We start from the raw sequence: 25,986 nt of genomic DNA on the forward strand, positions 1-25,986 counted from the left end.
ACGCGCTCTTCGTAGCAGGCCGCCGTTCGTGGGCCGGGTGACTGTCCCCCTTTGCGTCACCTTTTTCTTCTACGAGGAGTGCAGCCATGGCTGAGATCAAGATCGCCGCCGAAGTCCGTAACTCGTTCGGCAAGGGCGCCTCGCGTCAGACCCGTCGTGACAACCGCGTTCCCGGCGTCGTCTACGGCCACGGTGCCGACCCGCTGCACATCACGCTGCCGGCCCACGAGCTGATGATGGCGCTCAAGACGAGCAACGCGCTGCTGAGCCTCCAGGTCGACGGCAAGACCGAGCTGGTCATCCCCAAGGCGATCCAGCGCAACGCGATCCGTCGCAACATCACCCACGTCGACCTGCTGTCGGTCAAGCTGGGCGAGAAGGTCACGGTCGACGTCTCCGTGCACACCGCGGGCGAGCTGGCCCCGGGTGGCAACCTCCTGGAGAACGTGCTGAACACGCTGTCGGTCGAGACCGAGGCCACGCACATCCCGAGCTCCGTCACGGTTTCCATCGCGGGCCTTGAGGCCGGTGCGACGATCCACGCCAAGGACGTCCCGCTGCCCGAGGGCACCACCCTGGTCACCGACCCGGAAGCTGTTGTCATCCAGATCCTGGCCCCGAAGGAAGAGACCGTGGCCGAGACCGCCGCCGAGACTCCCGAGGCCTGATCCTCGCTGTTCACCTGCCAGCCGCCGTCCCGCGCCGCAGCGCGCGGGGCGGCGGCTGGCGTGTACCGGCCCCGCTGGGCCCCACCAGGAACCAGGAGAGACGGATCAGATGACGGACGCAGCGGAGCCCTGGCTGATCGTGGGGCTGGGCAATCCGGGGCCCGAGTACGCGGCCAACCGCCACAATGTGGGGTTCATGGTCGCGGACCTGCTCGCGGAGCGGATGCGGTCGAAGTTCAAGGCGCACAAGGCGCGTGCCCAGGTCGTCGAGGGCCGGGTGGGTGCGCCGGGTCCTGCGGGCCGTCGGGTGGTGCTGGCGAAGCCGTTGTCGTACATGAATCTCTCCGGTGGTCCGGTCGCGGCGCTGCGTGATTTCTACAAGGTGGAGACCGCGAACATCGTGGCGATCCATGACGAGCTGGACATCGACTACGGCGTGCTACGGCTGAAGTTGGGCGGCGGGGACAACGGGCACAACGGTCTGAAGTCGATGACCAAGTCGATGGGCCCGGACTATCACCGGCTGCGCTTCGGTATCGGTCGCCCGCCGGGTCGGATGCAGGTCGCCGACTTCGTGCTGAAGGACTTCTCGTCGACGGAGCGCAAGGAGCTGGACTTCTTCGTGGACCGGGCGGCGGATGCGGTGGAGTGTCTGGTTACCGAGGGTCTTGAGCGTGCTCGGTCTACGTACAACTCCTGAGCAGCTCCTGAGCAACTCCTGAGCAGTTCCTGGCCAGAGGTTGACCCAACGCGGTTGCATGGCCAAGGATCGCGCTTCATGGCCATGAAGCGGACGCAAGTGCTCCTGTACGCCCGCCGGGGGGCGATGGCCGTCATCGCCCTGCTGCTGCTTGTCGCCGGGGTGCGCTCCTCCTGGGGCACCGCCCAGCACGTGATGCTCGCCAAGGGCCGCGATCACGGCACGCTGCGGGTCGCTTCCTGCGCGGCGGAGACCTGTACCGGCCCGTACGCGCCGGGCGGCGGCACGACCGACCACGCGCGCGTGAGCATCGAGAAATCGGTCGCCACCAAGAAGGGCACGTATCTCGCGGTGGTGATCAAGCCCGGCACGACCGAGGCGGTACGGGCCGGCACGTCCGGTGTCCTGCTCGCCTGGGTGCCGCTGGGCGGCGCGCTGCTCCTTGCGGCCCTGGTGATCGCGGGCGGCCTGCGCCGGACCCGGATCGCGTGGTGGACGGCGCTGGCGGGCGCTCTGCTGCTGGGGGCGGCGTTCCTGTCCCTGTAAGCGGCCCCCGCAACAACAACGCTGCCCCGCACCCGAGAACAGCCGGGTGCGGGGCAGCGTCATCCGCGTCGTGAAGAGCGCCGGTACCGGGGTCAGCCCGTGTTGCGCAGCCCCGCCGCCACACCGTTGACGGTGAGCAGCAGTGCCCGTGCGAGCAGCGGGTCGGGCTCCTCGCCGCGTTCGGCTGCCGCGCGCTGGCGGCCGAGCAGGGAGACCTGGAGGTAGGAGATCGGGTCCAGGTAGGCGTCACGTACGGAGAAGGTCTGCTTGAGCACCGGGTTGGTGTCGAGCAGTTCCTGTCCGCCGGTGATCCGCAGGACCTCGGTCACCGTGAGCGCGTGCTCGGCGCGGATCATCTCGAAGACGTGCTTGAGCTCGTCGGGGACGAGGGTGTCGACGTAGTGCTGGGCGATACGCAGGTCCGTCTTGGCCAGCGTCATTTCGACGTTGGACAGGAAGTTGCGGAAGAAGTGCCACTGCTCGTGCATTTCGTCCAGGACGGTGTCGAGGCCGGCTTCGCGCAGTGCCTTGAGGCCGGAGCCGACGCCGTACCAGCCGGGCACGATCTGCCGTGACTGGGTCCAGCCGAAGACCCACGGGATGGCCCGCAGTCCGTCGAGTCCCGCGCCGCTGTCCGGGCGGCGCGAGGGGCGCGAGCCCAGGTGCAGGTCGGCGAGCTGGTCGACGGGGGTGGCCGCGAAGAAGTACGCGGGCAGGTCCGGGTCCTCGACGAGCCTGCGGTACTCCGTGTGGGCGGCCTCGGAGACCGTGTCCATGGCGGCGTCCCAGCGGGCCAGTGCCTCGTCGGACTGGCGCGGCGAGGTGTGCAGCGCGGAGGCCTGGAGGGTGGCGGCGAGTGTCAGTTCCAGGTTCTCCCTGGCCAGGGACGGCACGAGGTACTTGTCGGAGATGACCTCGCCCTGCTCGGTGACCTTGATCTCGCCTTCGAGCGTTCCCCAGGGCTGGGCGAGGATCGCGTCGTGCGAGGGGCCACCGCCGCGGCCGACGGTGCCGCCGCGGCCGTGGAAGAGGCGCAGGCGTACGCCGTAGCGGTGGGCGACGTCGCGCAGCCGGCGCTGGGCGCGGTGGATCTCCCACTGGCTGGTGGTGATGCCGCCGAACTTCGAGGAGTCCGAGTAGCCGAGCATGACTTCCTGCACGTCACCGCGCAGGGACACCAGGCGCCGGTACGAGGGGTCGGCGAGCATCTCGTCGAGGATGACGTCGGCGGCGCGCAGCTCGTCGGTGGTCTCCAGGAGCGGCACGATGCCGATCTTGGCCCAGCCGGCGTGCAGGTCGATGAGGCCGGCTTCCCTGGCGAGGACGGCTGCCGCGAAGACGTCGTCGGCGCCCTGGCACATCGAGATGATGTACGACTCGATGACCTCGGGGCCGAACTTGGCGAGGGCTTCCTTGATGGTGGAGAAGACCCCGAGGGTCTTGGCGCCGTCGGCGTCGAGCGGGGCCGGGATGGGGCCGAGCGGCCTGCGGGACCTGAGCTCCTTGGCGAGGAGCTTCTGCCGGTACTCGCGGGGCATGTCGGCGTACCGCCAGGATTCCTCGCCGAGCCGGTCGAAGAGCTGCCCGAGGGCGTGGTGGTGGGCGTCCGCGTGCTCGCGTACGTCCATGGTGGCGAGCTGGAGCCCGAACGCGGCGAGCGTGCGGATCGTACGGTCCATGCGGCCGTCGGCGAAGAGGCCGCCGCGGTGGGCGCGCAGCGAGGTCTGGATGAGGACCAGGTCGGCGAGGAGCTCGCCGGTGCCGAGGTAGTCGCAGCCGGGGCGGTGCGCGGTGCCCTTGGCGAGACGCTCGCGGGTGTTGACGAGCTTCTGCCGGATGCAGGTGGCCTTGAGCCGGTAGGGCTCTTCGACGTTGAGGCGCTTGTAGCGGGGGCTGATCTCCGGGAGGCGCTCCAGGTCGGCCTGGAGGGAGGTGAGGAGCTCCTCGCTGGCGCCGGTGTAGCGGATCGAGTTCGACAGGAGCCCGCGCAGGAAGTCGATGAGTTCCAGGGCGTCGGTGATGCCGTGCTCGTGCTGGAGGATCAGCACTTCCCAGGTGACGGCGGGTGTCACATTGGGGTTGCCGTCGCGGTCGCCGCCGATCCAGGTGCCGAACGTCAGCGGCCGGGTCCCGGCGGGCAGCTCGACGCCGACCCGGTCCAGCTCGGATGCGAGGTCTTCCAGTACGTCGCCGACGGCGCCGGCGTGCAGCTCGTCGAGGTAGTAGATGGCGTTGCGGGCCTCGTCGGCGGGCTCGGGGCGTACGACGCGCAGCTCATCGGTCTGCCAGATGAGGTCGATGTTCTCGGCGAGCCGCAGGTCGTGGCGGCGCCGGTCGGCCTCGATGACGGGGGTTTCGAGGAGGGCCGCGATGCGGCGCAGCTTGGTGAGCACGGACCGGCGGGCGGCCTCGGTCGGGTGCGCCGTGAAGACGGGCCTGACGTTGAGGTTCTTGACGGCGGTGGCCAGGTGCTCGGGGTCGGCGTCCTTGAGCCGGTCGGCGGTGCGGGCGAGGAGCCCGCCCTCGACGGCGCGCTTGGCGCGCATCTCGCGGCCGCGGTGGACCTGCTCGGTGACGTTGGCGAGGTGGAAGTAGGTGGAGAAGGCCCGCACGAGGCGGGCGGCGGTCTCCAGGTCCGTGTCGCCGAGCAGCTCGGCGGCGGCTTCGCCGTCGGTGCGGGTCAGGGCGCGGACCCGCTCCACCAGCTCAAGGAGCTCGGGGCCTTCCTGGCGGACGAGCGTCTCGCCCAGGAGATCGCCCAGACGGCGGATGTCGGCACGCAGCTCCGGGCTGGTGTGTGAGTTCTGGTCGGCACTGCTCACAGGTGCGGCTCCTTGCAGTGTTTGAGCACGACTGGAGGTTTGTGGACCACGCTGTCCGACGACACCAAGGATAGGTGTCGGGGGCAAACCGGTTGTCCGCGGCACTTGCCGCCCGGCGAAGCGCTGCCATACTTACGATGCCGTAGGTTACGCAACCGTAGCCTCCCGCTCATCCCACCCTCCCCATCCTCATCTTCATCCCTCACCCCCAGGGGATCCCATGCCGACAGGCCCTGACGTGCTCGATGACGCCTCGAAGTCGACAGCCGACGCATCCGCCCCCTCCGCCACCCGCGGCGGGGAGTCCAAGCGCAGCATCGAACAGCTGGCGCTGGTTCTTTTCATCGGCGTCCCCTTCCTCGCCCTGCTCGCGGCCGTGCCGCTGGTGTGGGGGTGGGGGGTGAGCTGGCTCGACCTCGGGCTGCTGGTCTTCATGTACTACCTGGGCTGCCACGGCATCACGATCGGCTTCCACCGCTACTTCACGCACGGCTCCTTCAAGGCGAAGCGTCCGCTGCGTATCGCGCTGGCGGTCATGGGGTCGATGGCCGTGGAGGGTCCGCTGGTCCGCTGGGTCGCCGATCACCGCAAGCACCACAAGTTCTCGGACGCCGAGGGTGACCCGCATTCGCCGTGGCGGTTCGGTGAGACGCTGCCGGCTCTGATGAAGGGCCTGTGGTGGGCGCACATCGGCTGGATGTTCGACGAGGAGCAGACACCGCAGCAGAAGTACGCGCCGGATCTGATCGGTGACCCGGCGATCCGCCGTATCTCGCGTGACTTCCTGTACTGGACGATGCTGTCGCTCGCCATTCCGCCGCTGGTCGGGGGTCTGGTCACGATGTCGTGGTGGGGCGCGTTCACGGCGTTCTTCTGGGGCTCGCTGGTGCGGGTGGCGCTGCTGCACCATGTGACCTGGTCGATCAACTCGATCTGTCACGCGGTGGGCAAGCAGCCGTTCAAGTCCCGGGACCGTTCGGGCAATGTGTGGTGGCTCGCGGTGCTGTCCTGCGGTGAGTCCTGGCACAACCTGCACCATGCGGAACCGACGTCGGCGCGGCACGGTGTAATGAGGGGTCAGGTCGATTCGAGCGCGCGCCTGATCCGGTGGTTCGAACAGGCCGGCTGGGCGTACGACGTCCGGTGGCCGAGCAGCGACCGGATCGAGTCCCGGCGCAAGTCCAGTTCCCCGGAACGTAAACCCAGTTCCTCAGAAGCGGCATGATTGGCGACGTGGCGATCGACGGCAGCAATACGGACAGCGAGAAGATCAAGCCCCCGAGCCGGCGGGCCCGCCGCGTGCGCATGACAGGTAAGGAACGCCGCGAGCAGCTGCTCGACATCGGCCGCTCACTCTTCGCCGAGAAGGGCTTCGAGGGCACGTCGGTGGAGGAGATCGCCGCGAAGGCGGGGGTCTCCAAGCCGGTGGTGTACGAGCACTTCGGCGGCAAGGAGGGCCTGTACGCCGTGGTGGTCGACCGTGAGATGCGGCGGCTGCTCGACATCGTGACGGGCGCGCTGACGGCCGGTCACCCGCGTGAGCTGCTTGAGCAGGCGGCGTTCGCGCTGCTCGACTACATCGAGGAGTACACGGACGGTTTCCGCATCCTGGTGCGGGATTCGCCGGTGGCGCAGTCGACGGGCACCTTCGCCTCGCTGATCAGTGACATCGCCACGCAGGTGGAGGACATCCTGGGCCTGGAGTTCAAGGCCCGCGGCTTCGACCCGAAGCTCGCTCCGTTGTACGCGCAGGCGCTAGTCGGCAGTGTGGCGCTGACCGGCCAGTGGTGGGTGAACACCCGCAAGCCGAAGAAGGCGGAGGTGGCGGCCCATCTGGTGAACCTGGCGTGGCACGGCCTGGGCAACCTGGAGTCGAAGCCGCGCCTGATAGGCCACCGCAAGAGCTGACGGGCGGGCGCCCCGCCGGCCGGGCCCGGTGGGCCGAGGCTGAGCCCCAGACGTGAAGCGGGCCGCACCCGTCGAGGGTCGGCCCGCTTTGTGCTGTTCCTTCGTGCTGTTCGAAGGCGATCGGATCAGGCGGTGTGGTTCACGCCGTCGCCCTTCACACCATCGACGAACGCGGCGAATGCCGTCGTCGGCACGATCAGGCTGGGCCCGGACAGGTCCTTTGAGTCGCGGACTCCGACCCATTGTGGAGTGCGCGCCATCTCAACGCACTCGTTTTCGGCCGCGCTGTAACTGCTCTTGAACCAGCCCGCAGCCGCGAGCTGGGCAACGATTGACGCGGTGTTCATCAGGTGAGCTCCTGTCGTTGTCTGTACGGGCGTTATCGACGGCGAACGCAACCTCCGCGCAGTGCCGTCACTCGGACTGTACGAACTCGAACCAGTGACGACCCACGAGGGCTTCCGCGACAGCATCAGACCGCACGGTCAAGCCCGTGAATCTTGACGCTGTCGACGAACACACCGAACGCGACAGTGGCGAAGGTGAGGACTGGCCCTTGAGGGACCTTCGAGTCACGGACAGCCGTCGCGCCAACGACGACAGCCACCTCGACGCAGTTGTCTCCTCCGGAACTGAAACTGCTCTTTATCCAGTTGGCATCGCTTAGTTCAGCAGCCTTGCCGGTCAAGCTTCCTCCTTGATGAGACCTTTGATGAAGTCGCGCGACGCCGGGATGTCCAGCGCCCTCGCACGTAGGTGATTAAAGGCGACGTCATAGCGGCCCACGTGAACATCCTCCTCCAGATAGAGAGAGGTTGTCAGTGGCTCCACCACCGCCAGGGGATCTCCGGAATCGAACCGGAAGACAGTGAAGGCCCCATCGATCCCTGCGTGTACACCTGCGCTGAAGGGCAGCACCTGGATCTCCACCCCTGGCAACTCCTCGGTGATGCCGAGTAGATGAAGAAGTTGCCCGGCCATGGTCTGAGATCCGCCGATCTCCCTGCACAACACCGCCTCATCCAACACACACCAGATGGACAGAGGGCTCTCTCGGCGCAGGACCTCTTGGCGTTTCATGCGCAGTTCAACGAAGTTGCGAACCTCCCGCGCGGTCCGCCACTTGCCACTTCCGTCGACAACCGCGTGCGCGTACTCGGGCGTCTGGAGAAGTCCGGGAATCAGCTGGGCTGCGTACCAGTCCGCGTGTGCAGCCAGCTCTTCGAGTTCGAGGTAGTCGGCGAAAGGGTCGCGGACTGCGTCGCGATATTGGTTGAACAGATTGGTCCTGCGTGGCGATGAGGCGAGCGACGCCAGCTTCCGGATCTCCTCGATGCGCTGGGCGTCCTCGACCCCATAGGCACCAAAGTACTTGTCCAGGGCAGCCGAGGGGACGCGCTGCTTGCCGTTTTCGATCTTACTGAGTGCGGACGGACCAGAGAGGGCCAACCTCTCCACAGCGTCTGGGAGGTTGAGGCCCGCGCGCTGGCGCAGCGTACGCAGCGCCAGACCAAGTCGTCGACGCATCAGGTTCGGACGAGCTTCGGACATGCGTCAATCACCGCCTCTCTGGCGCGGACTTTACACACACGAACCGGCCCGACATATGCCATGTTCACTCACACGCGTGAATCCTTTCTGAGACTCTTGCCGAGAAACCTTTCTCAGTTCCACACTCGTGAACATGCGCAAGAGGCTTGCGCAGTAGCGCTCAGCGACTACTTGCCTCGCACCACAAAGGAGCGGCGCCATGGCACCGCGTACCCCCACCGGCCTCCGCGCCATCGACGTCGGCCCGCACCGTATCCACGGAATCGAGGTCGCCCGGTGAACCGACTCCTCCCCTGGACCGGCGAGGACGGGCGATTCTGCTACCTCTCCACCGACGGCACCGGCCCTCTCACCCGCCTCGCCGACGAAGTCGAAACCCTCCAGCTCGCCCTCGCCGCACGACTCCTCACTCACGCGCGTGCCGCGTTCGACGAGGACAGCAAACTCGGGCCTTTGGCCGCCCAGTTGGTCGATGCCCTCCACGACGCGCTCCTCATCGCCGCGAGCCGAGGCGCACGCCTCGCCCCACCAGAACCGTACGAGCCCGAAGAGTCATCCTGTACGGAGCACTGCTTGCCGTCCCTCATCGAGGTCGCCCACGACACCCTCGCCCGCTGCCCCGCCGCACCCCAGGCACTCGGGCTCCTCGCCCTCCCCGGCGACACCCTCACCTCCGCGAGAGCCGCCAGACTCTATGTACGCGCCACCGCCCAGGTGTGGGGCCTGCCCCCAGACACCATCGACGCCCTCGAAACGATCATCGCCGAGCTCACCGCCAACGCGCTGGAGCACACCGCCAGCCACACCATCACGGTTGCCCTCTCCCGTACCGCGCGCACGATCGTTGTCAGTGTCACCGACGAAGGCAACGCCAGCCGGGGAGCCGTACCCGACGAGCCCGACCCCGAGCAGGAATGCGGACGCGGTCTGCTGATCACCGCCGCCCTCGCCACCCGCTGGGGGCAACGCCAGACCCGCACCGGCCTCACTGTCTGGGCCGACCTCACCATCGCGGAGTGAGCCCAGTGGCCTGCACCGTACGAACACGGCCGTACCGCCAGTACCGGTACCGTACGGAGACCGAACCACCCCCGCCGGAGGTCACTGTGAGCGCCCAGCCCGACGGCCCGTACGGACCGCTGATCCCCATGCCCGAGCTCACACCCGATGCGCTCCGCGCCGCGGTCGCCCGTATCGCGCCCAGCCGGATTCCCGCGCTCACCCAGCACCTCTTCGAGGCCACCACCAACGCGCAGCAGACGCAGAGCCTCGCCCCGCTGCGAGCCTTCGTCCACTCCTGGGCCGTGTTCATCGCCATCGAGCGACACCCGCAGCGCGCCACTCAGCTGCGCGAACTGGAGCGGATCGTCAACGAGGGCGAGCAGGACCCGACCGACGCCATCGCCGAGATCCGCCAGATCCGGGAAGCTGCAGAGGCAGAGGCAGGGCTATGACGGACTGGACCTGGGATTACAACCCGAGCGCCGAGTACCTCACCTCTGGCCTGCCACCCGGTGTCGTGGCAGAGGTCGAGCGGCTCGCCACCGAGCTCGCCTCACTCGGACACGACTCGGTGAAAGTCGGCCGGCCCGTCGACCGCGAGGGCGGGCTGCGCGAGTTCGATCTCTTGGGCGGGCGCGGGTTCATCAGCTTCCTCGCCGTGCCCCGCCACGAGTGCGCATACGTCTGCAACGTCACCTGGTACGGCTGAAGAGGCTCCAGGAATTCGAAGCGGTTGCCGACTGGGACCCAGAAGCACAGGCGGCGGTGGCCGGGGAAGGTCGCCGTCCCACTCCACCCGTGCACCAACCCTCCGAGCCTGGCGGAGCTGCTAGGGCCGCTTGCTGCGTCGGAACAGCAGCCAGCTTGCGAGGGCCATGACCAGGGTGGCGAGGAAGGCGACAAAGACACCGTTACGCAGTCCGGGACCTGGCCCGGGCCACGCACCGGCCCGGCGGAACGGCAATGGCTCAGGGAAGCTGGCGCCCCATGCTCGCCGACCGCCGATTGTACTGCTTGGTGTCCCACCACTCCTCCAACAGGGCGCGCACCAGGTGCACGAGCTGGCGGAGCCGCTCTGGGTCGGGGGCCTGCGCGGTGAGCACATCGACAAAGGACTTGTCGTCCCACGGCAGCGTGAACATCCAGCGCTCGTCCGGGTGGCCTGGACGCACCGCGGTGAGCGAGTACGTCAAGGTCGCGCTGCGATCCGGGTGATGGGCGACGGACAGATCAGAGATGTCGAACGCCATTTGCCCGTCACCCGTGGTGTATGAACGCCCCAGCGCACGCTCGGCCGGAGTGGGTTCCGGTGTCGGCATGCACACCACCTGTCCTTTCCCGTTGGCTCGGCTCAGCACATGGCAGCAGCGCGAGTGTTGACCTTGTATGCGGTGAGGAGATCATTTTGCCCAGCAGGCGTACCGATGATGGTGCGGAACTTCTCGACACTCGGGCACTGGGCGGTGTAGGTAGAGAAGCCGCCCCGGCCATTGGGGGACCCGGACCAGAAGGCGGCGCTGATCTTCCTGTCCATCGTACTGCTCCAGCCGTGACGCGCCTTGATGTGCTTCCAGCCCCACGTGCTGGTGCCGCAGCGCAGCGTGTACTTGGCGGGCCCTCGGTGGTAGTTCCGTACGACGTAATTGCGGCCGTGGCTCCGGCATTTCGCGTCGATACTGGCAGCGGCGACCTCGGCGGACGTGGTGCCCGCCTTGCTCGACGTCATCGCGGCGGTTGCGGAACCGGCCGTCGGGATGGTCAGAGCTGATATGACGGTGAAGGTGGTCAGCGCCGCCTTGACGGCGCGTGACGGGTAGAGACGCAAGACTTCCCCCTGCTGATGAGTCCCCCGTGGTCAGTGCGGGGGACTCGGCGTGTCACAGCCTCTTCCCCTGAGGTTGCGACGCACTGCATCACACCTACCGACGCGCGGTCAACGAAGATTCGCTTCATTGAAGCCACCCTGAAAGCAGGCAAGTTGAGGGAGCCGGAGGGGATTCGGATGTGGTCGACCGCCGTCCGCATCAGGCCGCCCTCCTCGCCACGGCGAAGATCCGGCGGAACGGGAACACCGTGCCGTGCGGACCCGGCGGGTAGGCGGCGCGTAGGGCTTCGGCGTACTGGGTGATGAAGGCGTCGCGCTCGTCGGGGGCGTCGGCCAGGGCCGTGAGGACCGGGCGCAGGGCCGTGCCCTTGACCCAGTCGAGTACCGGGTCCTGGCCCGTGAGGACCTGGAGGTACGTCGTCTCCCATACGTCGACGGCCTCGCAGCCCAGAGCGGTGAGCCGGCTCAGGTACTCGGCGGGTTCCAGGACGGCGGCCGTGCGGTCGCCGACGCCGTGCAGGAGGGGGCGCCAGCGCGGGGATTCGCAGAGCTCGGCGAGGATCGTGTGGCTGGGGGCGGTGAAGTTGCCCGGGACCTGGAAGGCGAGGGTGCCGCCGGGGGTGAGGGCGTCGAGCCAGACGCCGAAGCGGTCCGCGTGGCCGGGCACCCACTGGAGGAGCGCGTTGGACACGATCACGTCGTACGTTTCCCCGGGCACCCAGGTGGCCGCGTCCGCCGGTGCGAAGTCGAGTCGCGGGCCCGCGTACTGCCGGGCCTGTTCCAGCATCTGCGGGGAGCTGTCGTAGCCGGTGATGCGGGCCTCGGGCCAGCGCCCGGCCATCAGCGCGGTGACGTTGCCCGCGCCGCAGCCCAGGTCGGCGATGCGGGCGGTGGCCGGGGCGTCGATGCGGGCGAGGAGATCGCGGAAGGGGCGGGTGCGGTGGTCGGCGTGGCGCAGGTACTGCTGAGGGTCCCAGGTGGGTGCTGTCATACGGGTCAGCCTCCCCGTAAAAGTAACTTGATGTCAAGATACTTGAACTCAAGAGACTTGAGGTCGACAGACCCTCTACACTGATCGCCATGGAGGACGAGGTCGATCGACTGGTCGCAGCGTGGCGCCGTGAGCGCCCCGATCTCGACGTGGAACCACTTGAGGTGCTCAGCCGTGTCAGCAGGCTGGCCAGGCACTTGGACCGGGCGCGTCGGCTCGCGTTCTCCGAGCACAGTCTGGAGCCCTGGGAGTTCGACGTGCTCACCTCGCTGCGGCGCGCGGGTGACCCGTATCAGCTGTCGCCCGGTCAGTTGCTGACCCAGACCCTGGTCACCTCGGGCACCATGACCAACCGCATCGACCGGCTCGCCACCAAGGGCCTCGTCGAGCGGCTGCCCGACCCGAGCGACCGGCGCGGTGTGCTGGTGCGGCTCACCGCCGAGGGCCGTGACCGCGCCGACCAGGCGCTGGCCGGGCTGCTCGCGCAGGAGCGGGCGATCCTGGGCGAGCTCTCGCGGGCGCAGCGCGGCGAACTGGCCGGGCTGCTACGCCAGTTGACCGCCCCGTTCGACAACGTCCCCGGCTAGGTCGGCGGGCCCGACCCCGGCGCGGCGCGCGAGCGCGACCGCTGCCAGCGTGGAGTGCACACTCAGCTTCCCCAGCACGTTCTGCATGTGCGTGCGGACGGTGTGCGGGGAGAGGAAGAGCCGCTCGGCGACCGCCTTGCGGCCGAGCCCGGCCACCATGCAGCGCAGCACCTCGCGCTCGCGCGGGGTCAGGGACTCCACAAGACGCTCGCTCTCGGTGCGGTGCTTACGGGCCGCGGTCAGCTCGCGCAGTACGCCGGTGAGCAGCGCGGGCGGCAGATGCGTCTCGTCGCGCAGGACGCCGCGGATGACGGCCAGCAGGCGCTGCAGTGAGCAGTCCTTGGCGACCCAGCCCGACGCACCGGCCTGGAGCGCGAGCGCCGCGCGGCGCTGGTCGTCCTTCTCCGCGAGCACGACCGTACGGACGGCGGGCTGTCCCGAACGGACCCCCGCCACCAGGGAGATGCCGTCCACCAGGCCGTCCTCGCCGGGCGGTGGCAGATGCACGGGCCGGTTGACGGGCGCGGCCGACGCACCGAGATCGGCGTCGACGAGCATGACATCGAATCTGCGGCCTTCCGTCGCCGCCCGCTCCAGGCAGCGCAACGCTGCTGGGCCGCTGCCTGCCGGCGTGACATCCACGTCGGGCTCGGCCGCGAGGGCCGCGGCGAGCGACTCGGCGAAGATGCGGTGATCGTCCACCACCAGTACCCGGATCCGAACCACGGACACCCCCATGCTGCGTCGTCCGGAGCGACGCTCCGGACCCCCGGTGGGGAACGGCCGTCGCGGGTACGGCGCCCGGAGAAATGGGCGTCGCAGTCGTGCGGCCGCCGCCGCTCACTGACTACTAGTGCCCCACCCCGGGCGTCGTACCCGTCCGTCTCGCCCCCTGATCAGCACCGGCCCCCACCGGTGCTGTGCATCAGCCTACGACTGGGCGCCGGGAGGGGAAGGCAATTGGCAGAACTGATTGCCCGAGCTGTTCAGGGTGTGGCTCATGTTGCGTAGGGAGACAGAAGTAGACAACGAGATCGACGCCTCTGGGTGGGGTGACCGGCTGGAGGCCGCTCAGCTGACCCGGTGCGCCCCCCGCGAGGGAATCGCCGGGAAGACCCGCGGCGCCGTGTGCCCGGCCGCGGCGAAGGCCGCGAGCACCGACTTGGTGACCGTGTCCGCCATGGCCGACTCGGTCAGCACGACGGCCGAGCCGCCGAAGCCGCCGCCCGTCATCCGCGCACCCAGCGCGCCCGCCGCGTTCGCGGACTCGACGACCAGGTCGAGTTCGGCGCAGGAGACGCGCAGGTCGTCGCGGAGCGAGGTGTGCCCCTCGGTGAGCAACGGGCCCACCGCGCGCGGGTCTGACGCGTCAAGCAGGGCGATGACCTGCTCCACCCGCTGGTTGTCGGTGACCACATGGCGTACGTAGCGCACGACGGCCTCGTCGGCCGAGGCGGCCAGCGTCTCCAGTGCGTCCGGCAGCGCGTCGTACGCGACATCGCGCAGCGCGGTGACGCCCAGGGCGCGCGCGCCCGCCTCGCAGCCGGTGCGGCGCTCCGCGTACGCGCCGTCGCCCAGGGCGTGCTTGACGCGGGTGTCGACGACGAGCAGCTGCAGGCCGTGTGCGGCCAGGTCGAAGGGCACCTGACGCTGGGTGAGGTCGCGGGTGTCCAGGTGCAGGGCGTGGCCCTCGGTGCAGCACGCGGCGGCCGTCTGGTCCATGATCCCGCAGGGCACGCCGACGAAGGCGTTCTCGGCGCGCTGGGCGAGTACGGCCAACTGGGGTGCGGTCAGGCCGAGTTCGTACAGGTCGTTGAGGGCGAGGGCGGTGACGACCTCCAGCGCCGCCGACGAGGAAAGGCCCGCGCCGGTGGGGACGGTGGATGTGAGGTGGATGTCGGCGCCGGTGACCGGGTGGCCCGCCTCGCGCAACGCCCAGACGACGCCCGCCGGGTACGCGGCCCAGCTGGTGTTGGTCAGCGGCGCGAGATCGTCGACGGCCAACTGGACGACGCCGCCGTCGATGTCGGCGGAGTGCAGGCGCAGTACGCCGTCGTCGCGCCGCGAGACTGCGGCGAGCGCGGTGTGGGGCAGGGCCAGCGGCAGTACGAAGCCGCCGTTGAAGTCGGTGTACTCGCCGATGAGGTTGACCCGCCCCGGCGCGGCCCACACGCCGTCGGGCCGGGCGCCGTACAGCGCGACGAAGGCCTCGGTGACGTGCGCGGTGTCGGTACTGGGGGTGCGGTCACTCATGTCCACCGGTCTCCTCCCGCTGGTCCCGCTGGTCCCGCTGGTCCCGCTGGTCCCGCTGGGCGAACGCCCAGGCGTCCGCGACGATGCCCGCGAGGTCGGCGCGCGACGGGCTCCAGCCGAGCCTTTTGTGCGCGGCGTCGGCGGAGGCGACCAGGATCGCCGGGTCGCCGGCCCGGCGCGGCGACGGTGTCTCGGGGATCGGGTGCCCGGTGACCTTGCGTACGGTCTCCACGACCTCGCGGACCGAGAAGCCGTTGCCGTTGCCGAGGTTGCAGATGAGGTGCTCGCCCGGCCCGGTGGCGCCCAGCGCCAGCAGGTGCGCCTCGGCGAGGTCCGCGACATGGATGTAGTCGCGTACGCAGGTGCCGTCGGGCGTCGGGTAGTCGTCGCCGTACACCGCGATCGACTCCCGGCGGCCCTGCGCGACCTGGAGTACCAGGGGGATGAGGTGCGACTCGGGGGCGTGCCGCTCGCCGCAGGTCCCGTAGGCGCCCGCGACGTTGAAGTAGCGCAGCGAGACCGCGGCCAGGCCGTGGGCGTGGCATTCGCCGCTGATCATGTGGTCGACGGCGAGCTTGGTCGCGCCGTACGGGTTGGTCGGCGCGGTCGGCGCGCTCTCCGTGATGGGCGTGGACACCGGTTCGCCGTAGGTCGCGGCGGTGGAGGAGAAGACCAGCCTGCGCACTCCGGCCGCGCGCATCGCGGCGAGCAGTGCCATGGTGCCGCCGACGTTGTTCGTCCAGTACTTCTCGGGGTCCACGACGGACTCGCCGACCTGGGAGAACGCCGCGAAGTGCAGGACTCCGTCGAAACTGGCGTCCAGCCAGCGCGCGGCGTCCTGGATGCGCCCCTCGATGAAGGTGGCGCCCGCCGGGACTCCTTCGCGGAAGCCGGTGGAGAGGTCGTCGAGGACGGTCACCTCGTGGCCCGCCTCCAGGAGATGCGCCGCGACCACACTTCCGACGTACCCCGCACCGCCGGTGACCAAGAACTTCTGACTCACTTGCTCGCTACCTCTCGCAGTCGCTCAGCCGCGGTCTCCGGCGGCACATCGTTGATGAACACATTCATGCCTGATTCGGAACCTGCGAGAAACTTCAGCTTGCCCGCAGTGCGTCGAATGGTGAAAAGCTCAAGGTGGAGCGCGAATCCGCCGCGCCCCGCCTCGCCCGGTTCACCCGCCTCGCCCGGTTCGCCGAAGGGCGCCTGGTGCCAGGCGGAGATGTACGGCGTCGGGGGCTCGTCGGGGCCGAAGATCCGGTCGAACCTGCGCAACAGTTCCAGATAGACCTGTGGGAACTCTGTGCGCGCCTCGTCGCCGAGCGCCCGCAGGTCGGGCACGCGCCGCTTGGGGTAGAGGTGCACCTCGTAGGGCCAGTGCGCGGCGTACGGCACGAACGCCACCCAGTGTTCGCCGTCGAGGACCACCCGGGTGCCTTCGGCGCGCTCGTGGGCGAGTACGTCGTCGAAGAGGTTGCGGCCGGTCTTCGCCCGGTGGGCGCGGGCCGAGCGCAGCATCAGCTCGGTGCGCGGGGTGACGAAGGGGTAGCCGTAGATCTGGCCGTGCGGGTGGCCGAGGGTGACGCCGATCTCGGCGCCCCGGTTCTCGAAACAGAACACCTGCTTGACCTGCGGGAGCTCGGCCAGTTCCGCGGTGCGGTCGGTCCAGGCCTCCAGGACCAGGGCGGCCTGCTCCTCGGTGAGGTCGGCGAAGGACGCGTCGTGGTCGGAGGTGAAGCAGACGACTTCGCAGCGGCCCGCGTCGCCCGCCAGCGAGGGGAAGCGGTTCTCGAAGACGGCCACGTCGTAGTCGGCGGCCGGGATCTCGCTGAGGCGGCCGTCCTGGGACGGGCAGAGCGGGCATGCGTCGGCCGGCGGGAGGTAGGTGCGGGCCTGCCGGTGCGAGGCGACGGCGACCGCGTCGCCGAGCAGCGGGTCGTGGCGGATCTGCGCGGTGGTGGCGACGGGGTCGAGGGGCCTCAGGTCCGGCGCGTCGCGCACGGTGTCGTCGCGGGAGTCGTAATAGAGCAGCTCACGACCGTCGGCGAGCCGGGTCGACGTCTTCTTCACGCGCTGGGGCCCCTCATCGCACTTATTCAACAGAACCGAACACAACAAACCATGAGTCAACAGTTCAGTCAACAGTTCAGTCATGGGGAAGCGCCGGACGGCGGTGCGCGAGACGCCCCGGGTCGCGGGAAGTCGGCGGGCGGACCTTTCGATCACAATCCAACAAAGAACACCACCAAAAGTATTCAGTTCCGGTAGCGGGAGGCGTAGGTTCCGTCTGGATCATTTCGCTCGACGAATCAGGTGCCCCCCATGCACTACCTGGCCGAAGGGCTTCGGCTCCCCACCAACGGGCTCGACTACACCATCCTGGCGATCTACTTCGCCGTGGTCCTCGGCATCGGATTCGCCGCACGGGCCAGTGTGAAGACAAGCCTCGACTTCTTCCTGTCGGGCCGTTCACTGCCGGCCTGGGTCACCGGCCTCGCCTTCGTCGCCGCCAACCTCGGCGCCACCGAGATCCTGGGCATGGCTGCGACCGGCGCGCAGTACGGCGTGGCCGTAGTGCACTGGTACTGGATCGGCGCCATCCCCGCCATGGTCTTCCTCGGCCTGGTGATGATGCCCTTCTACTACGGGTCGAAGGTCCGCTCCGTACCCGAGTTCCTGCTGCAGCGCTTCGACAAGTCCGCGCACCTGCTCAGCTCGGTCCTCTTCGCCTTCGCCGCCATCCTCATCGCGGGCGTGAACCTCTACGCCCTGTCGATCGTCGTCGAGGCGCTGCTCGGCTGGCCGCAGTGGGTCGCGATCGTGGTCGCCGGGCTCTTCGTCCTCGCGTACATCACCATCGGCGGTCTCTCCTCGGCGATCTACAACGAGGTGCTCCAGTTCTTCGTGATCCTCGCCGCGCTCATCCCACTGGCGATACTCGGCCTGAAGCGGGTCGGCGGCTGGGACGGTCTGAGCGGCTCGCTGCAGAAGAGCCACGGCGACAACTTCATGACCGCCTGGGGCGGTACGGGCATCGGTGACGCCAACCCGCTCGGCGCGAACTGGCTGACCATCGTGCTCGGCCTCGGGTTTGTGCTGTCCTTCGGCTACTGGACCACCAACTTCGCCGAGGTGCAGCGCGCCCTGTCCGCGAAGAACCTGTCCGCCGCGAAGCGCACCCCGCTGATCGCCGCCTTCCCGAAGATGTTCATCGTCTTCCTGGTGATGATCCCGGGCCTGGTCGCCGCGGTGATCGTGCCGAAGATCGGCACCCCGGGCTCGGACCTGACGTACAACGACGCGATACCCCTGCTCATGCAGGAGCTGCTGCCGAACGGCGTGCTGGGCATCGCGGTGACCGGTCTGCTGGCCGCCTTCATGGCGGGCATGGCGGCCAACATCTCGTCGTTCAACACCGTGTTCACGTACGACATCTGGTCGAAGTACGTGAAGCAGGGCCGCGAGGACGCCTATTACCTGCGCGTCGGCCGGCTGATCACGGCGGTCGGCGTGCTGGCCTCCATCGGGACGGCCTTCATCGCCTCCAGCTTCACCAACATCATGAGTTACCTCCAGACGCTGTTCTCCTTCTTCAACGTCCCGATGTTCGTGGTCTTCATCATCGGTATGTTCTGGAAGCGGGCCTCGATGAAGTCCGGTGTCTGGGGCCTGTTCGCGGGCACCACGGCCGCGATGGTCAACTACTTTTGGATCTACAAGCAGGGGATCATCGACATCCCCACCGACCAGGGCGCCAACTTCGTCTCCGCGATCGTCGGCTTCGTCGCCGGCGCGGTGGTCATGGTCGTGGTCACACTCTTCACCGCGCCCAAGCCAGAGGCCGAACTGGCGGGCCTGGTGTACGGAACGGTGTCCCCGGACATGGAAGAGGCCCCGGCCGAGGGCGACGACGCCTGGTACCGCAAGCCCGCCCTGCTGGGCTGGGGCGCGATCGTGCTCGCCGCCCTGTGCTACATCCCCTACTCCTTCTGATCGGAGGCCCACCATGTCCGACCTGCAGCGCGAAGTCTCCGCACTGGAGAGCAAGTCCGCCACCGCGGCACGCCTCTTCGACATCCGGCGCATCATCGGCGGTCTTTTCACGCTCTACGGCGTCATCGTGACGATCGCCGGGATCAACCCATCCGCGGCCGACCTCAAGAAGGCCCAGGACATCAACATCAACCTGTGGACGGGCCTGGCCATGCTCGCCCTCGGGCTGTTCTTCCTGATCTGGCTGAAGCTGCGCCCCACGGCGCCGCCGCCGCCCCCCGAGTAGGAGCCTGTGGGGCCGGACCGTCACATGTGGTCCTGCCCCGCCGCCATGTCCCGCGTCATGTCCTGCGTCAGATCGTGCGCCGCGTCCCGCGCCTCCTCACGCGGTGGATCCGCCGCCGCGGCGGGCCCGGCGCTCACCACGGCCCGGTCGAGCAGCCCGGTGCGCGCCGCGAGCGCCGCCGCCTCCAGGCGCGAGCCCACTCCCAGCTTCATCAGCACCCGCTGGACGTGCGTACGGGCGGTGCTCGGCGCGATGCCCATGCCGGCGGCGATCAGCCGGGTGTCCTCGCCGTCCGCGACCCGCAGCAGCACCTCGACCTCGCGCGGGGTGAGCATCTGGAGGAGCCGCTGGCCCTCGTCGTCCGGCTGCGCGGCCGGGTTGAGCAGCTCGGCGAACGCCCCCTGCAACAGCTGCGGCGCCACCGCCGCCTCACCCGCCCTGGCCTTCGCCATGGCGCGCTCCACACCCTCGATCCGCTCGTCGTGGCGTACGTAACCGGCTGCTCCGGCGGCGAAGGCCGCGGCGATCCCCCGCGGGTTCGGCACCGGGCCGAGCACCACGACCGCCACCTGCGGGCGCTCACGTCTGATCCGCACGATCGGGTCGAAAACCCCTGGCACGGCTGGTGACGCCGTACCGAACAGGCACACCTCGGGCGCCCTGCTGACGACCAGTTCCGCCGCCCCCGCGGTCGGCGCGGCCGCCGCGAGCACGCGGTGCCCGCGCAGCTTCAACGCCGAGGCGAGCGCCTCGGCGAGTAAGCGGTGGTCATCGACCACCATGAGCCGCACGCCCATCGAGCAAGCCCCCATCCCCCTGGAGTTGGCCCCCCGGCCCTCCTGACCCGGCAAGCTACACGCTTGTTCGACGATACGCGCCCCTTACTCGGGAGAAGCCCCTCGGATTGTCGAATTCCACGCCATTCAGGACTACTTGTGGGTCAAACATGGCATAAAGCAGCCCCGACAGTGAATTCGTACCACTGCCGGGGCCGTTGTGCGACTGCGATGCCGCTACGTCACTTGGTGCCGAAGCCGATCGCCAGGAACCGCTTGTCACCGGGGCGCGGTTCGCTCATCAGGACCGTCGCCAGGAACAGCCTGCCGCCCTCGTAGCGGTACTCGGCGGAGTCCGGCGAGAAGGTGGACTCGACCCTGATGACCGCGTCATTGGCCGGGTTCTCCATCAGCAGGGTCTGCTTCATGGAGCCACCGTTGACGCTCACGACCTGACCGCCCTTGCTGAACGGCGCCGACTTGTACGCGATCAGGTTGCCGCCGTCCATGCGGATCGGGTCGATCGTGTAGCGCTCGCCCGCGTCGATGCGGTCAGCGGTGATCTTGCCCGTGGCGAGGTCGAACGAGACGATCTCGTTCGTACGGTAGCTGTCGTCGCCGGCGCCCGGGTGCTCCTCGCTCGGCACATAGATCCGGCCGTTGCCGACGGCGACCTTGGAGCAGCCCTCGGTGTCCTTGCAGTCCGGCGCGTACTTCTCCGCGTCGACGGCGATCTTGGCGCGCAGCTTGCCGGTCTTCTCGTCGATCGAGAAGAAGTCGGTGACGCCACTGCCGTCGCCCGCGGTGTCGCCGACGTCGGCCGCCGCGACCAGCGGCTTCGTGGAGACGATGCTCGCGTCCTCGACGCCGCTCGGCAGCTTGTACTTGGCGAGCGGATTGCCGTCCTTCGGGTTGAGGTACTCGATGGAGAGCACCGCCGAGTCGTACGGACCGCACTGGCGCACCGCGGCGAGCGCCTCGCCGCCCGCGTAACCCACGTCGCGGCACTGCTCGACGTTCTCGACGGGCTTCCAGAGGAGCTTGCCGCCGGCCACGTCCCAGGCCGCGCCGCCACCGGTACCGCCGGCCGCGACCGTGCCGCCGCCGATGGTGACCTCGCTGAAGGTGACCTTCTGGTCACCGTCCTTGACCGACTTCTGCCACAGCAGCTTGCCTTCGGTCAGGTCGATCAGTCCGATCTCGGTGCAGGGCGTGTACTTCTTGCCCGCCACCGCCGGACCCGCGAAGGCGATGGCCGTCTTGTTGGCGGTGACGTGCTTGGTCGCGGCGCAGACCTCGCCCGGGAGCGGGATCGTCCACAGCTCCGCGCCCGTGTCCAGGTCGTACGCGACGACCTCCTTGAGGCCGCTCTTGACGTACGCCTTGTCGGTGATCCAGGAGCCGGCCATGCTCGCGACCGATTCCGTCACCTTGGGCGCGGGCAGCTTGAAGAGCACCTTGGACTTGGTGCTCGCCGCGGGCTTTTCCTTGCCCTCGCCGTCGGGCGCGGGCTTGTCGTCGGCGCCCTCGTCGCCGCCGCCGGTCGTGCCCGCTGAGGAGTTGGCTTCCTTCTTCGTGTCGCCGTCGTCGCTCTTGGAGTTGTAGATGACGATTCCGCCGACGACCAGCGCCAGGGCGACGACCGACGCGCCGATGATCATCGCGATGGTGTTGGCCTTCTTGCCGCCGTCACCGGGACCGCCCTGCGGGGGCGGGCCCTGCGGGTGGCCGTACGGCTGCTGCTGGCCGTACGGGCCCGGCTGAGTCGGGTACTGGCCGGGCTGACCGGGCTGGGTCGGGTACTGGCCCGGCTGGCCGGGCTGGCCCGGGTAGCCGTACCCCGGCTGCTGCGCGGGCTGGCCCGGCGGCATCTGCGGCGGCTGTCCGGGCTGACCCGGGTAGCCGTAGCCCGGCTGGGCGGGCGGCGTCTGCGGGTAGCCGTAGCCGGGCTGCTCGGCGGGCGGCGGCGTGGGTGCGCCGAAGCCGCCGCCGGGTGGCGGCTCGTTGGGCGGCGGAGGTGGCTGGGGCGGCTGCGTCATGGCGGATCTACCTTCGGGGACGAAAGGGGTGCGGGGGGAGACTCAGAACCGGCTCGGCGCGCTCACTTGCCGAAGACCATCATCGTCTTCTCGCCCTCCTCGTCGTCCCTGCCGGTCAGGCTCGGCGGGGTGATGAAGAGGCGGCCGTCCGTGTAGGAGACACCGCGGTTGCTGAAGCTGTTCTCGACCTCCGCGGTCGACTCCGGGGTCTTCAGTACGAACTTGGGCGCGCCGCCACCGGCGCCGATGCTGGCGATGCCGCCGCCGTGGTCGTAGGACGGCTCGACGTACGCCAGCACGTTGGCGCCGTCCATGCGCACCGGAAGCATCGTGCGGTCCTTGCCCGCCGGCGAACGCCACTTCTCCTTACCGGTGTTCAGGTTGAAGGCGACGATGTCGTTCGTCCGGTCGAAGCCGTCCTCGCCGCCCGCCTTGTCCGCGGTGGGGAGGTAGAGCGTGTTGGCGTCCGCGACCGTGCCGAGGCAGCCCTGCAGGGCTGCCTCCATGATCGCCCAGCCGCACTGCGGCTCGATCTTCGCCTTGGTGTCCAGCTGCGAGCGGATGGTGCCATCAGCCTTGAGGGTGCTGATGTTCCACGCCTTCTTGTCCTCGTTGGTCAGGTAGAGCACCACCGGGTCGACCGAGTAGACGCGCTTGACCTGCCAGCCCTTGGGGACCGTGAAGGTCCAGTTGCCCTTGCCCGTCGCCGGGTCGACCTCGCGCACCTGCTGGGACTTGCCGTCGGTGCCGCAGTCGTCGACCGCGATGAGCTTGCTGCCGCCCGCGAACGAGTTCGCGCCGCAGCCGTTGACCTTTTCGTCGCCGAAGATCTTCGAGCCGTCACTGATCTTGTAGCCGCTGGAGACGCCCAAACGGCTGGCCGTGACGGTGTTGCCGCCGATCGCCAGCTCTACGCTGGAGGAGACGTCGAAGAGGTTTTCCTTCTTGACCTCGGTCGTCCAGCCCGCCTTGCCTGCGGTCAGGTCGACGAGCCGCAGCTGGTTGCACTTGGCCTTGTCGGTCTTGCCGTCCATCACGCCTACGACGATCTTCCCGTCTGCCGTGGCGTTCCTGGGGGCTGCGCACACTTCGTTCTCGAACGGCACTTCCCACTTCTTTTTACCGGTGTTCACGTCGAACGCGGTGACCGACTTGAAGAGGGCCTGCACCACCACGTCCCCGGTGAACCACGGGCCGTACGCCTTGTGGCTGCCGCGCGGCATGTCGACCTCGTTGGTCTTCAGCCACAGCACCTTGGCCTCGCCGGCCTCACGGCCGGCGTTGAGGTCGTCGGTCGTCTGCCGACCGGTGCCGTCGCCGTCGCCCTCGTCGGCGGAGGGCTCAGCGGTCGGCTTGTCGTCCTTCTTCTGGCTCTCCTGGGCGACGGGCTTCTTGTCGCCGTCGCCGTCACCGCTGACGGCGAAGTAGACGCCGGTGCCGATGACGAGTACCGCAGCGAGGGCCGCGCCGATGATGGCCGCGGGCTTGCCCTTGAAAGGGCTGCCGCCACCCGGTGCCGGGGCGCCGGGGTACTGCTGCTGAGTGGGGTAGCCGCCGTAGGGGCCGCTCTGTTGCTGGCCGTACGGGACGGTCTGCGGCTGGCCGTACGGGCCCGGCTGCTGGGGCTGGCCGTACGGGCCGGCCTGGGGCTGACCGCCGGGCTGCTGGGCGGGGTAGCCGTAACCAGGCTGCGGTGCCTGGGGCTGCGGTGCCTGGGGGTACCCGTAGCCCGGCTGCTGCTGGGGCGGCTGCCCCTGCGGCGGCGTCGGCGGGGCCGGCGGCATCTGCGGCGGCTGGGCCGGCTGCTGCGGGGCTCCCTTCTGCGGGTCCTGCGGCGCTCCGAAGCCGCCCTGCGGCGGCTGGTTGGGCGGCTGAGACATCAGCACATACCTCTTCACACGGGTGGTCCACAGCCCGGTCGGTCTCCCCCGCGTTTCCAGTGGTGAAATACCCCCGGAAAGGAGCGAATCGGGCTTGGATCCCGCAAATTTACGTCAGTCGAGCGGGGTTTCTTTCTATCACTTGAGCCCCTCCATACGACCGGCCGGTCCTCCCCTGTTCCCAAGGGAGGACCGGCCCGTGATGCGCTCGTTATTTCTTTTGCACGTGTCCGTTACGCGTCTTCCGCAAGTTCCATCCAACGCGTCTCCAGCTCATCACGAGTGGTAGCAAGATCACGAAGTTCGGCGTCGAGCAGAGCGACCTTCTCGAAGTCGGTTGCGTTGTCGGCGATTTGGCCGTGAAGTTTGGTCTCCTTGTCGGAGAGCTTCTCCATCTGGCGCTCCAGCTTCTGCATTTCCTTGCTCGCGGCGCGGGCTTCGGAAGCCGCCTTTTTCCGGGCGGGGGCAGTCACCGACGCCAAGGACGCGGAGGACGAATTCACGGAAGCCGCAGAAGGCGCATAAACCGCAGACTCGATCATCTGCCGCCTGCGCTCCAGGTATTCGTCGAGCCCGCGCGGCAGGTTGCGCAGCGTGGCGTCGCCCATCAGGGCGTACACCTTGTCCGTCGTCCGCTCGATGAAGAACCGGTCGTGGGAGATCACGATGAGCGAGCCCGGCCAGGTGTCGAGGACGTCTTCGAGCTGCGTCAGCGTCTCGATGTCGAGGTCGTTCGTCGGCTCGTCGAGGAACAGTACGTTCGGCTCGTCCATCAGCAGCCGCAGAATCTGCAGCCTGCGGCGCTCACCGCCCGACAGGTCGCGGACGGGCGTCCACTGCTTCTCCTTGGTGAAGCCGAACTGCTCGCACAGCTGGCCCGCCGTCATCTCACGGCCCTTGCCCAGGTCCACCCGGTCACGCACCTGCTGGACGGCTTCCAGCACCCGCAGCGTGGGGTTGAGCTCGCTGACCTCCTGGGAGAGGTACGCGAGCTTCACGGTCTTGCCCACGACGACCTTCCCGGCGACGGGCTGGATGTCGCCCAGCGTGCGGGCCGCCTCGGTGAGCGCCCGCAGCAGCGAGGTCTTGCCCGAGCCGTTCACGCCGACCAGGCCGACGCGGTCGCCGGGGCCGAGCTGCCAGGTGAGGTGCTTGAGCAGCGTCTTCGGGCCCGCCTGGACGGTGACGTCCTCCAGGTCGAAAACGGTCTTCCCAAGCCGCGAGTTGGCGAACTTCATCAGCGCGGAGGTGTCGCGGGGCGGCGGCACGTCGGCGATCAGCTCATTGGCCGCCTCGACGCGGAAGCGCGGCTTCGACGTACGGGCGGGGGCGCCGCGGCGCAGCCAGGCCAGCTCCTTGCGGACCAGGTTCTGGCGCTTGGTCTCCTCGGTCGAGGCGATGCGCTCACGCTCGGCGCGCGCGAAGACGTAGTCGGAGTAGCCGCCCTCGTACTCGTGGACGGAACCGCCCTGCACGTCCCACATGCGGGTGCAGACCTGGTCCAGGAACCACCGGTCGTGAGTGACGCAGACGAGCGCGGAGCGGCGGGTGCGCAGGTGCTGCGCCAGCCAGGCGATGCCTTCGACGTCGAGATGGTTCGTCGGCTCGTCGAGGATGAGCACGTCGGGCTCGCCGACGAGCAGCTTGGCCAGCGCGATACGGCGGCGCTCGCCACCGGAGAGCGGGCCGATCACGGTGTCCAGGCCCTGCCCGAAGCCGGGCAGGTCGAGGCCGCCGAAGAGTCCGGTCAGTACGTCACGGATCTTGGCGTTGCCCGCCCACTCGTGGTCGGCGAGATCGCCGATGATCTCGTGGCGGACGGTCGCGGTGGGATCGAGCGAGTCGTGCTGGGTCAGCACACCGAGGACGAGTCCGCCGATGTGGGTGATGCGGCCGGAGTCGGCCTCTTCCAGCTTGGCGAGCATGCGGATGAGGGTGGTCTTGCCGTCGCCGTTGCGGCCCACGACGCCGATCCGGTCCCCTTCGGACACGCCGAGGGACACGCCGTCGAGCAAGGCACGGGTGCCGTACACCTTGCTGACTACCTCGACATTGACCAGGTTGACAGCCATTGATGCGCGCTCCAGGAAAGGGAATGGGATCGACGGTCCAGCGTAGTCGCCGGAGGCCGGTCCCTGAGCCGCGGCCTCTGTGGGGCC

26 protein-coding genes are annotated in these 25,986 nt (G+C 68.8%); 11 read left to right on the top strand and 15 right to left on the bottom strand.

Going from position 1 to position 25,986, the window contains the following annotated elements; translation table 11 throughout:
* Positions 1-86: 86 nt before the first annotated feature.
* The 3 genes from ABCR94_RS35385 to ABCR94_RS35395 all read left to right on the top strand — a co-directional run bounded on the left by ABCR94_RS35385 (position 87) and on the right by ABCR94_RS35395 (position 1,914).
* On the top strand, positions 87-668 hold the full coding sequence (locus ABCR94_RS35385; RefSeq protein ID WP_347125200.1) for a 50S ribosomal protein L25/general stress protein Ctc: 582 nt from the start codon (positions 87-89) through the stop codon (positions 666-668).
* A gap of 109 nt (positions 669-777) precedes the next feature.
* A complete protein-coding gene (gene pth / locus ABCR94_RS35390; protein WP_347125202.1) occupies positions 778-1,368 on the top strand; it encodes an aminoacyl-tRNA hydrolase in 591 nt (196 codons plus the stop codon).
* 84 nt (positions 1,369-1,452) lie between these two features.
* Positions 1,453-1,914 carry a hypothetical protein gene (locus tag ABCR94_RS35395; protein WP_347125337.1) on the top strand — a complete coding sequence of 154 codons (462 nt, stop codon included), beginning with the start codon at positions 1,453-1,455 and terminating at the stop codon, positions 1,912-1,914.
* A 92-nt stretch (positions 1,915-2,006) separates the two neighbouring features.
* Here the strand turns inward: ABCR94_RS35395 and ppc are convergent, their stop codons facing one another.
* A complete protein-coding gene (gene ppc, locus ABCR94_RS35400) occupies positions 2,007-4,736 on the bottom strand; it encodes a phosphoenolpyruvate carboxylase (protein ID WP_347125204.1) in 2,730 nt (909 codons plus the stop codon).
* Positions 4,737-4,956: 220 nt separating this feature from the next.
* On the opposite strand from ppc, the gene ABCR94_RS35405 reads away from it, so the two are divergent.
* Positions 4,957-5,961 carry an acyl-CoA desaturase gene (locus tag ABCR94_RS35405; protein ID WP_347125206.1) on the top strand — a complete coding sequence of 335 codons (1,005 nt, stop codon included), beginning with the start codon at positions 4,957-4,959 and terminating at the stop codon, positions 5,959-5,961.
* Positions 5,958-6,644 (top strand): TetR/AcrR family transcriptional regulator, encoded by a 687-nt coding sequence (locus tag ABCR94_RS35410; protein WP_347125207.1) that lies wholly within the window; start codon positions 5,958-5,960, stop codon positions 6,642-6,644. Before ABCR94_RS35405 ends, ABCR94_RS35410 begins: the two co-directional genes overlap by 4 nt.
* A gap of 125 nt (positions 6,645-6,769) precedes the next feature.
* Here ABCR94_RS35410 and ABCR94_RS35415 read toward each other — a convergent pair whose 3' ends face one another.
* The 3 genes from ABCR94_RS35415 to ABCR94_RS35425 all read right to left on the bottom strand — a co-directional run bounded on the left by ABCR94_RS35415 (position 6,770) and on the right by ABCR94_RS35425 (position 8,195).
* Positions 6,770-6,991 (bottom strand): DUF397 domain-containing protein, encoded by a 222-nt coding sequence (locus ABCR94_RS35415; protein ID WP_347125208.1) that lies wholly within the window; start codon positions 6,989-6,991, stop codon positions 6,770-6,772.
* A gap of 125 nt (positions 6,992-7,116) precedes the next feature.
* The gene (locus tag ABCR94_RS35420; protein WP_347125209.1) at positions 7,117-7,332 is read right to left on the bottom strand and encodes a DUF397 domain-containing protein; all 216 of its coding nucleotides are present in this window, start codon (positions 7,330-7,332) and stop codon (positions 7,117-7,119) included.
* The gene (locus ABCR94_RS35425) at positions 7,329-8,195 is read right to left on the bottom strand and encodes a helix-turn-helix domain-containing protein (protein ID WP_347125210.1); all 867 of its coding nucleotides are present in this window, start codon (positions 8,193-8,195) and stop codon (positions 7,329-7,331) included. The genes ABCR94_RS35420 and ABCR94_RS35425 overlap by 4 nt, the downstream gene beginning before the upstream one ends.
* Positions 8,196-8,471: 276 nt before the next feature.
* Between ABCR94_RS35425 and ABCR94_RS35430 the strand changes: the two genes are divergently transcribed.
* The 3 genes from ABCR94_RS35430 to ABCR94_RS35440 all read left to right on the top strand — a co-directional run bounded on the left by ABCR94_RS35430 (position 8,472) and on the right by ABCR94_RS35440 (position 9,906).
* Positions 8,472-9,215: an ATP-binding protein gene (locus tag ABCR94_RS35430; protein ID WP_347125212.1), complete on the top strand. Its 744-nt coding sequence runs from the start codon at positions 8,472-8,474 to the stop codon at positions 9,213-9,215.
* Between the two features lie 86 nt (positions 9,216-9,301).
* Positions 9,302-9,649, top strand: a complete 348-nt coding sequence (locus ABCR94_RS35435; protein ID WP_347125214.1) for a DUF6247 family protein — start codon at positions 9,302-9,304, stop codon at positions 9,647-9,649.
* Positions 9,646-9,906 (top strand): hypothetical protein, encoded by a 261-nt coding sequence (locus ABCR94_RS35440; RefSeq protein WP_347125215.1) that lies wholly within the window; start codon positions 9,646-9,648, stop codon positions 9,904-9,906. The genes ABCR94_RS35435 and ABCR94_RS35440 overlap by 4 nt, the downstream gene beginning before the upstream one ends.
* A gap of 259 nt (positions 9,907-10,165) precedes the next feature.
* On the opposite strand, the gene ABCR94_RS35445 is transcribed toward ABCR94_RS35440, so the two are convergent.
* The 3 genes from ABCR94_RS35445 to ABCR94_RS35455 all read right to left on the bottom strand — a co-directional run bounded on the left by ABCR94_RS35445 (position 10,166) and on the right by ABCR94_RS35455 (position 12,013).
* Positions 10,166-10,516: a hypothetical protein gene (locus ABCR94_RS35445; RefSeq protein WP_347125217.1), complete on the bottom strand. Its 351-nt coding sequence runs from the start codon at positions 10,514-10,516 to the stop codon at positions 10,166-10,168.
* Between the two features lie 32 nt (positions 10,517-10,548).
* Positions 10,549-11,022, bottom strand: a complete 474-nt coding sequence (locus ABCR94_RS35450) for a hypothetical protein (protein ID WP_347125219.1) — start codon at positions 11,020-11,022, stop codon at positions 10,549-10,551.
* Between the two features lie 199 nt (positions 11,023-11,221).
* Entirely contained in the window at positions 11,222-12,013 is a 792-nt protein-coding gene (locus tag ABCR94_RS35455; protein WP_347125220.1) for a trans-aconitate 2-methyltransferase, read from the bottom strand.
* Between the two features lie 89 nt (positions 12,014-12,102).
* Between ABCR94_RS35455 and tamR the strand changes: the two genes are divergently transcribed.
* Positions 12,103-12,600: a MarR family transcriptional regulator TamR gene (gene tamR / locus ABCR94_RS35460; RefSeq protein WP_347125221.1), complete on the top strand. Its 498-nt coding sequence runs from the start codon at positions 12,103-12,105 to the stop codon at positions 12,598-12,600.
* Here tamR and ABCR94_RS35465 read toward each other — a convergent pair.
* From ABCR94_RS35465 to galT, 4 genes are all read right to left on the bottom strand, one after another.
* Positions 12,559-13,326: a LuxR C-terminal-related transcriptional regulator gene (locus ABCR94_RS35465; RefSeq protein ID WP_347125223.1), complete on the bottom strand. Its 768-nt coding sequence runs from the start codon at positions 13,324-13,326 to the stop codon at positions 12,559-12,561. The genes tamR and ABCR94_RS35465 overlap by 42 nt on opposite strands.
* A gap of 345 nt (positions 13,327-13,671) precedes the next feature.
* Positions 13,672-14,853: a galactokinase gene (gene galK / locus ABCR94_RS35470; RefSeq protein WP_347125225.1), complete on the bottom strand. Its 1,182-nt coding sequence runs from the start codon at positions 14,851-14,853 to the stop codon at positions 13,672-13,674.
* The gene (gene galE / locus ABCR94_RS35475) at positions 14,846-15,856 is read right to left on the bottom strand and encodes a UDP-glucose 4-epimerase GalE (RefSeq protein ID WP_347125226.1); all 1,011 of its coding nucleotides are present in this window, start codon (positions 15,854-15,856) and stop codon (positions 14,846-14,848) included. Before galE ends, galK begins: the two co-directional genes overlap by 8 nt.
* On the bottom strand, positions 15,853-16,923 hold the full coding sequence (galT, locus tag ABCR94_RS35480) for a galactose-1-phosphate uridylyltransferase (RefSeq protein ID WP_347125228.1): 1,071 nt from the start codon (positions 16,921-16,923) through the stop codon (positions 15,853-15,855). The genes galE and galT overlap by 4 nt, the downstream gene beginning before the upstream one ends.
* A 252-nt stretch (positions 16,924-17,175) precedes the next feature.
* Between galT and ABCR94_RS35485 the strand changes: the two genes are divergently transcribed.
* Both ABCR94_RS35485 and ABCR94_RS35490 read left to right on the top strand, forming a co-directional pair.
* On the top strand, positions 17,176-18,846 hold the full coding sequence (locus ABCR94_RS35485; RefSeq protein WP_347125230.1) for a sodium:solute symporter family protein: 1,671 nt from the start codon (positions 17,176-17,178) through the stop codon (positions 18,844-18,846).
* Positions 18,847-18,859: 13 nt separating this feature from the next.
* Positions 18,860-19,132 carry a hypothetical protein gene (locus ABCR94_RS35490; protein WP_347125231.1) on the top strand — a complete coding sequence of 91 codons (273 nt, stop codon included), beginning with the start codon at positions 18,860-18,862 and terminating at the stop codon, positions 19,130-19,132.
* A gap of 20 nt (positions 19,133-19,152) precedes the next feature.
* Here the strand turns inward: ABCR94_RS35490 and ABCR94_RS35495 are convergent, their stop codons facing one another.
* The 4 genes from ABCR94_RS35495 to ABCR94_RS35510 form a co-directional block, all read right to left on the bottom strand.
* Positions 19,153-19,929, bottom strand: coding sequence for a helix-turn-helix transcriptional regulator (locus ABCR94_RS35495; RefSeq protein ID WP_347125232.1), 777 nt, complete (start codon positions 19,927-19,929; stop codon positions 19,153-19,155).
* Between the two features lie 221 nt (positions 19,930-20,150).
* The gene (locus ABCR94_RS35500) at positions 20,151-21,947 is read right to left on the bottom strand and encodes a BamB-related PQQ repeat family beta-propellar protein (RefSeq protein ID WP_347125233.1); all 1,797 of its coding nucleotides are present in this window, start codon (positions 21,945-21,947) and stop codon (positions 20,151-20,153) included.
* 62 nt (positions 21,948-22,009) lie between these two features.
* Positions 22,010-23,827 carry a BamB-related PQQ repeat family beta-propellar protein gene (locus tag ABCR94_RS35505; protein WP_347125234.1) on the bottom strand — a complete coding sequence of 606 codons (1,818 nt, stop codon included), beginning with the start codon at positions 23,825-23,827 and terminating at the stop codon, positions 22,010-22,012.
* A gap of 233 nt (positions 23,828-24,060) precedes the next feature.
* Positions 24,061-25,899: an ABC-F family ATP-binding cassette domain-containing protein gene (locus ABCR94_RS35510; protein WP_347125236.1), complete on the bottom strand. Its 1,839-nt coding sequence runs from the start codon at positions 25,897-25,899 to the stop codon at positions 24,061-24,063.
* Positions 25,900-25,986 lie beyond the last annotated feature (87 nt).

The sequence above is a fragment of the Streptomyces changchenzhani genome, from assembly GCF_039766235.1.
Taxonomy (GTDB): domain Bacteria; phylum Actinomycetota; class Actinomycetes; order Streptomycetales; family Streptomycetaceae; genus Streptomyces.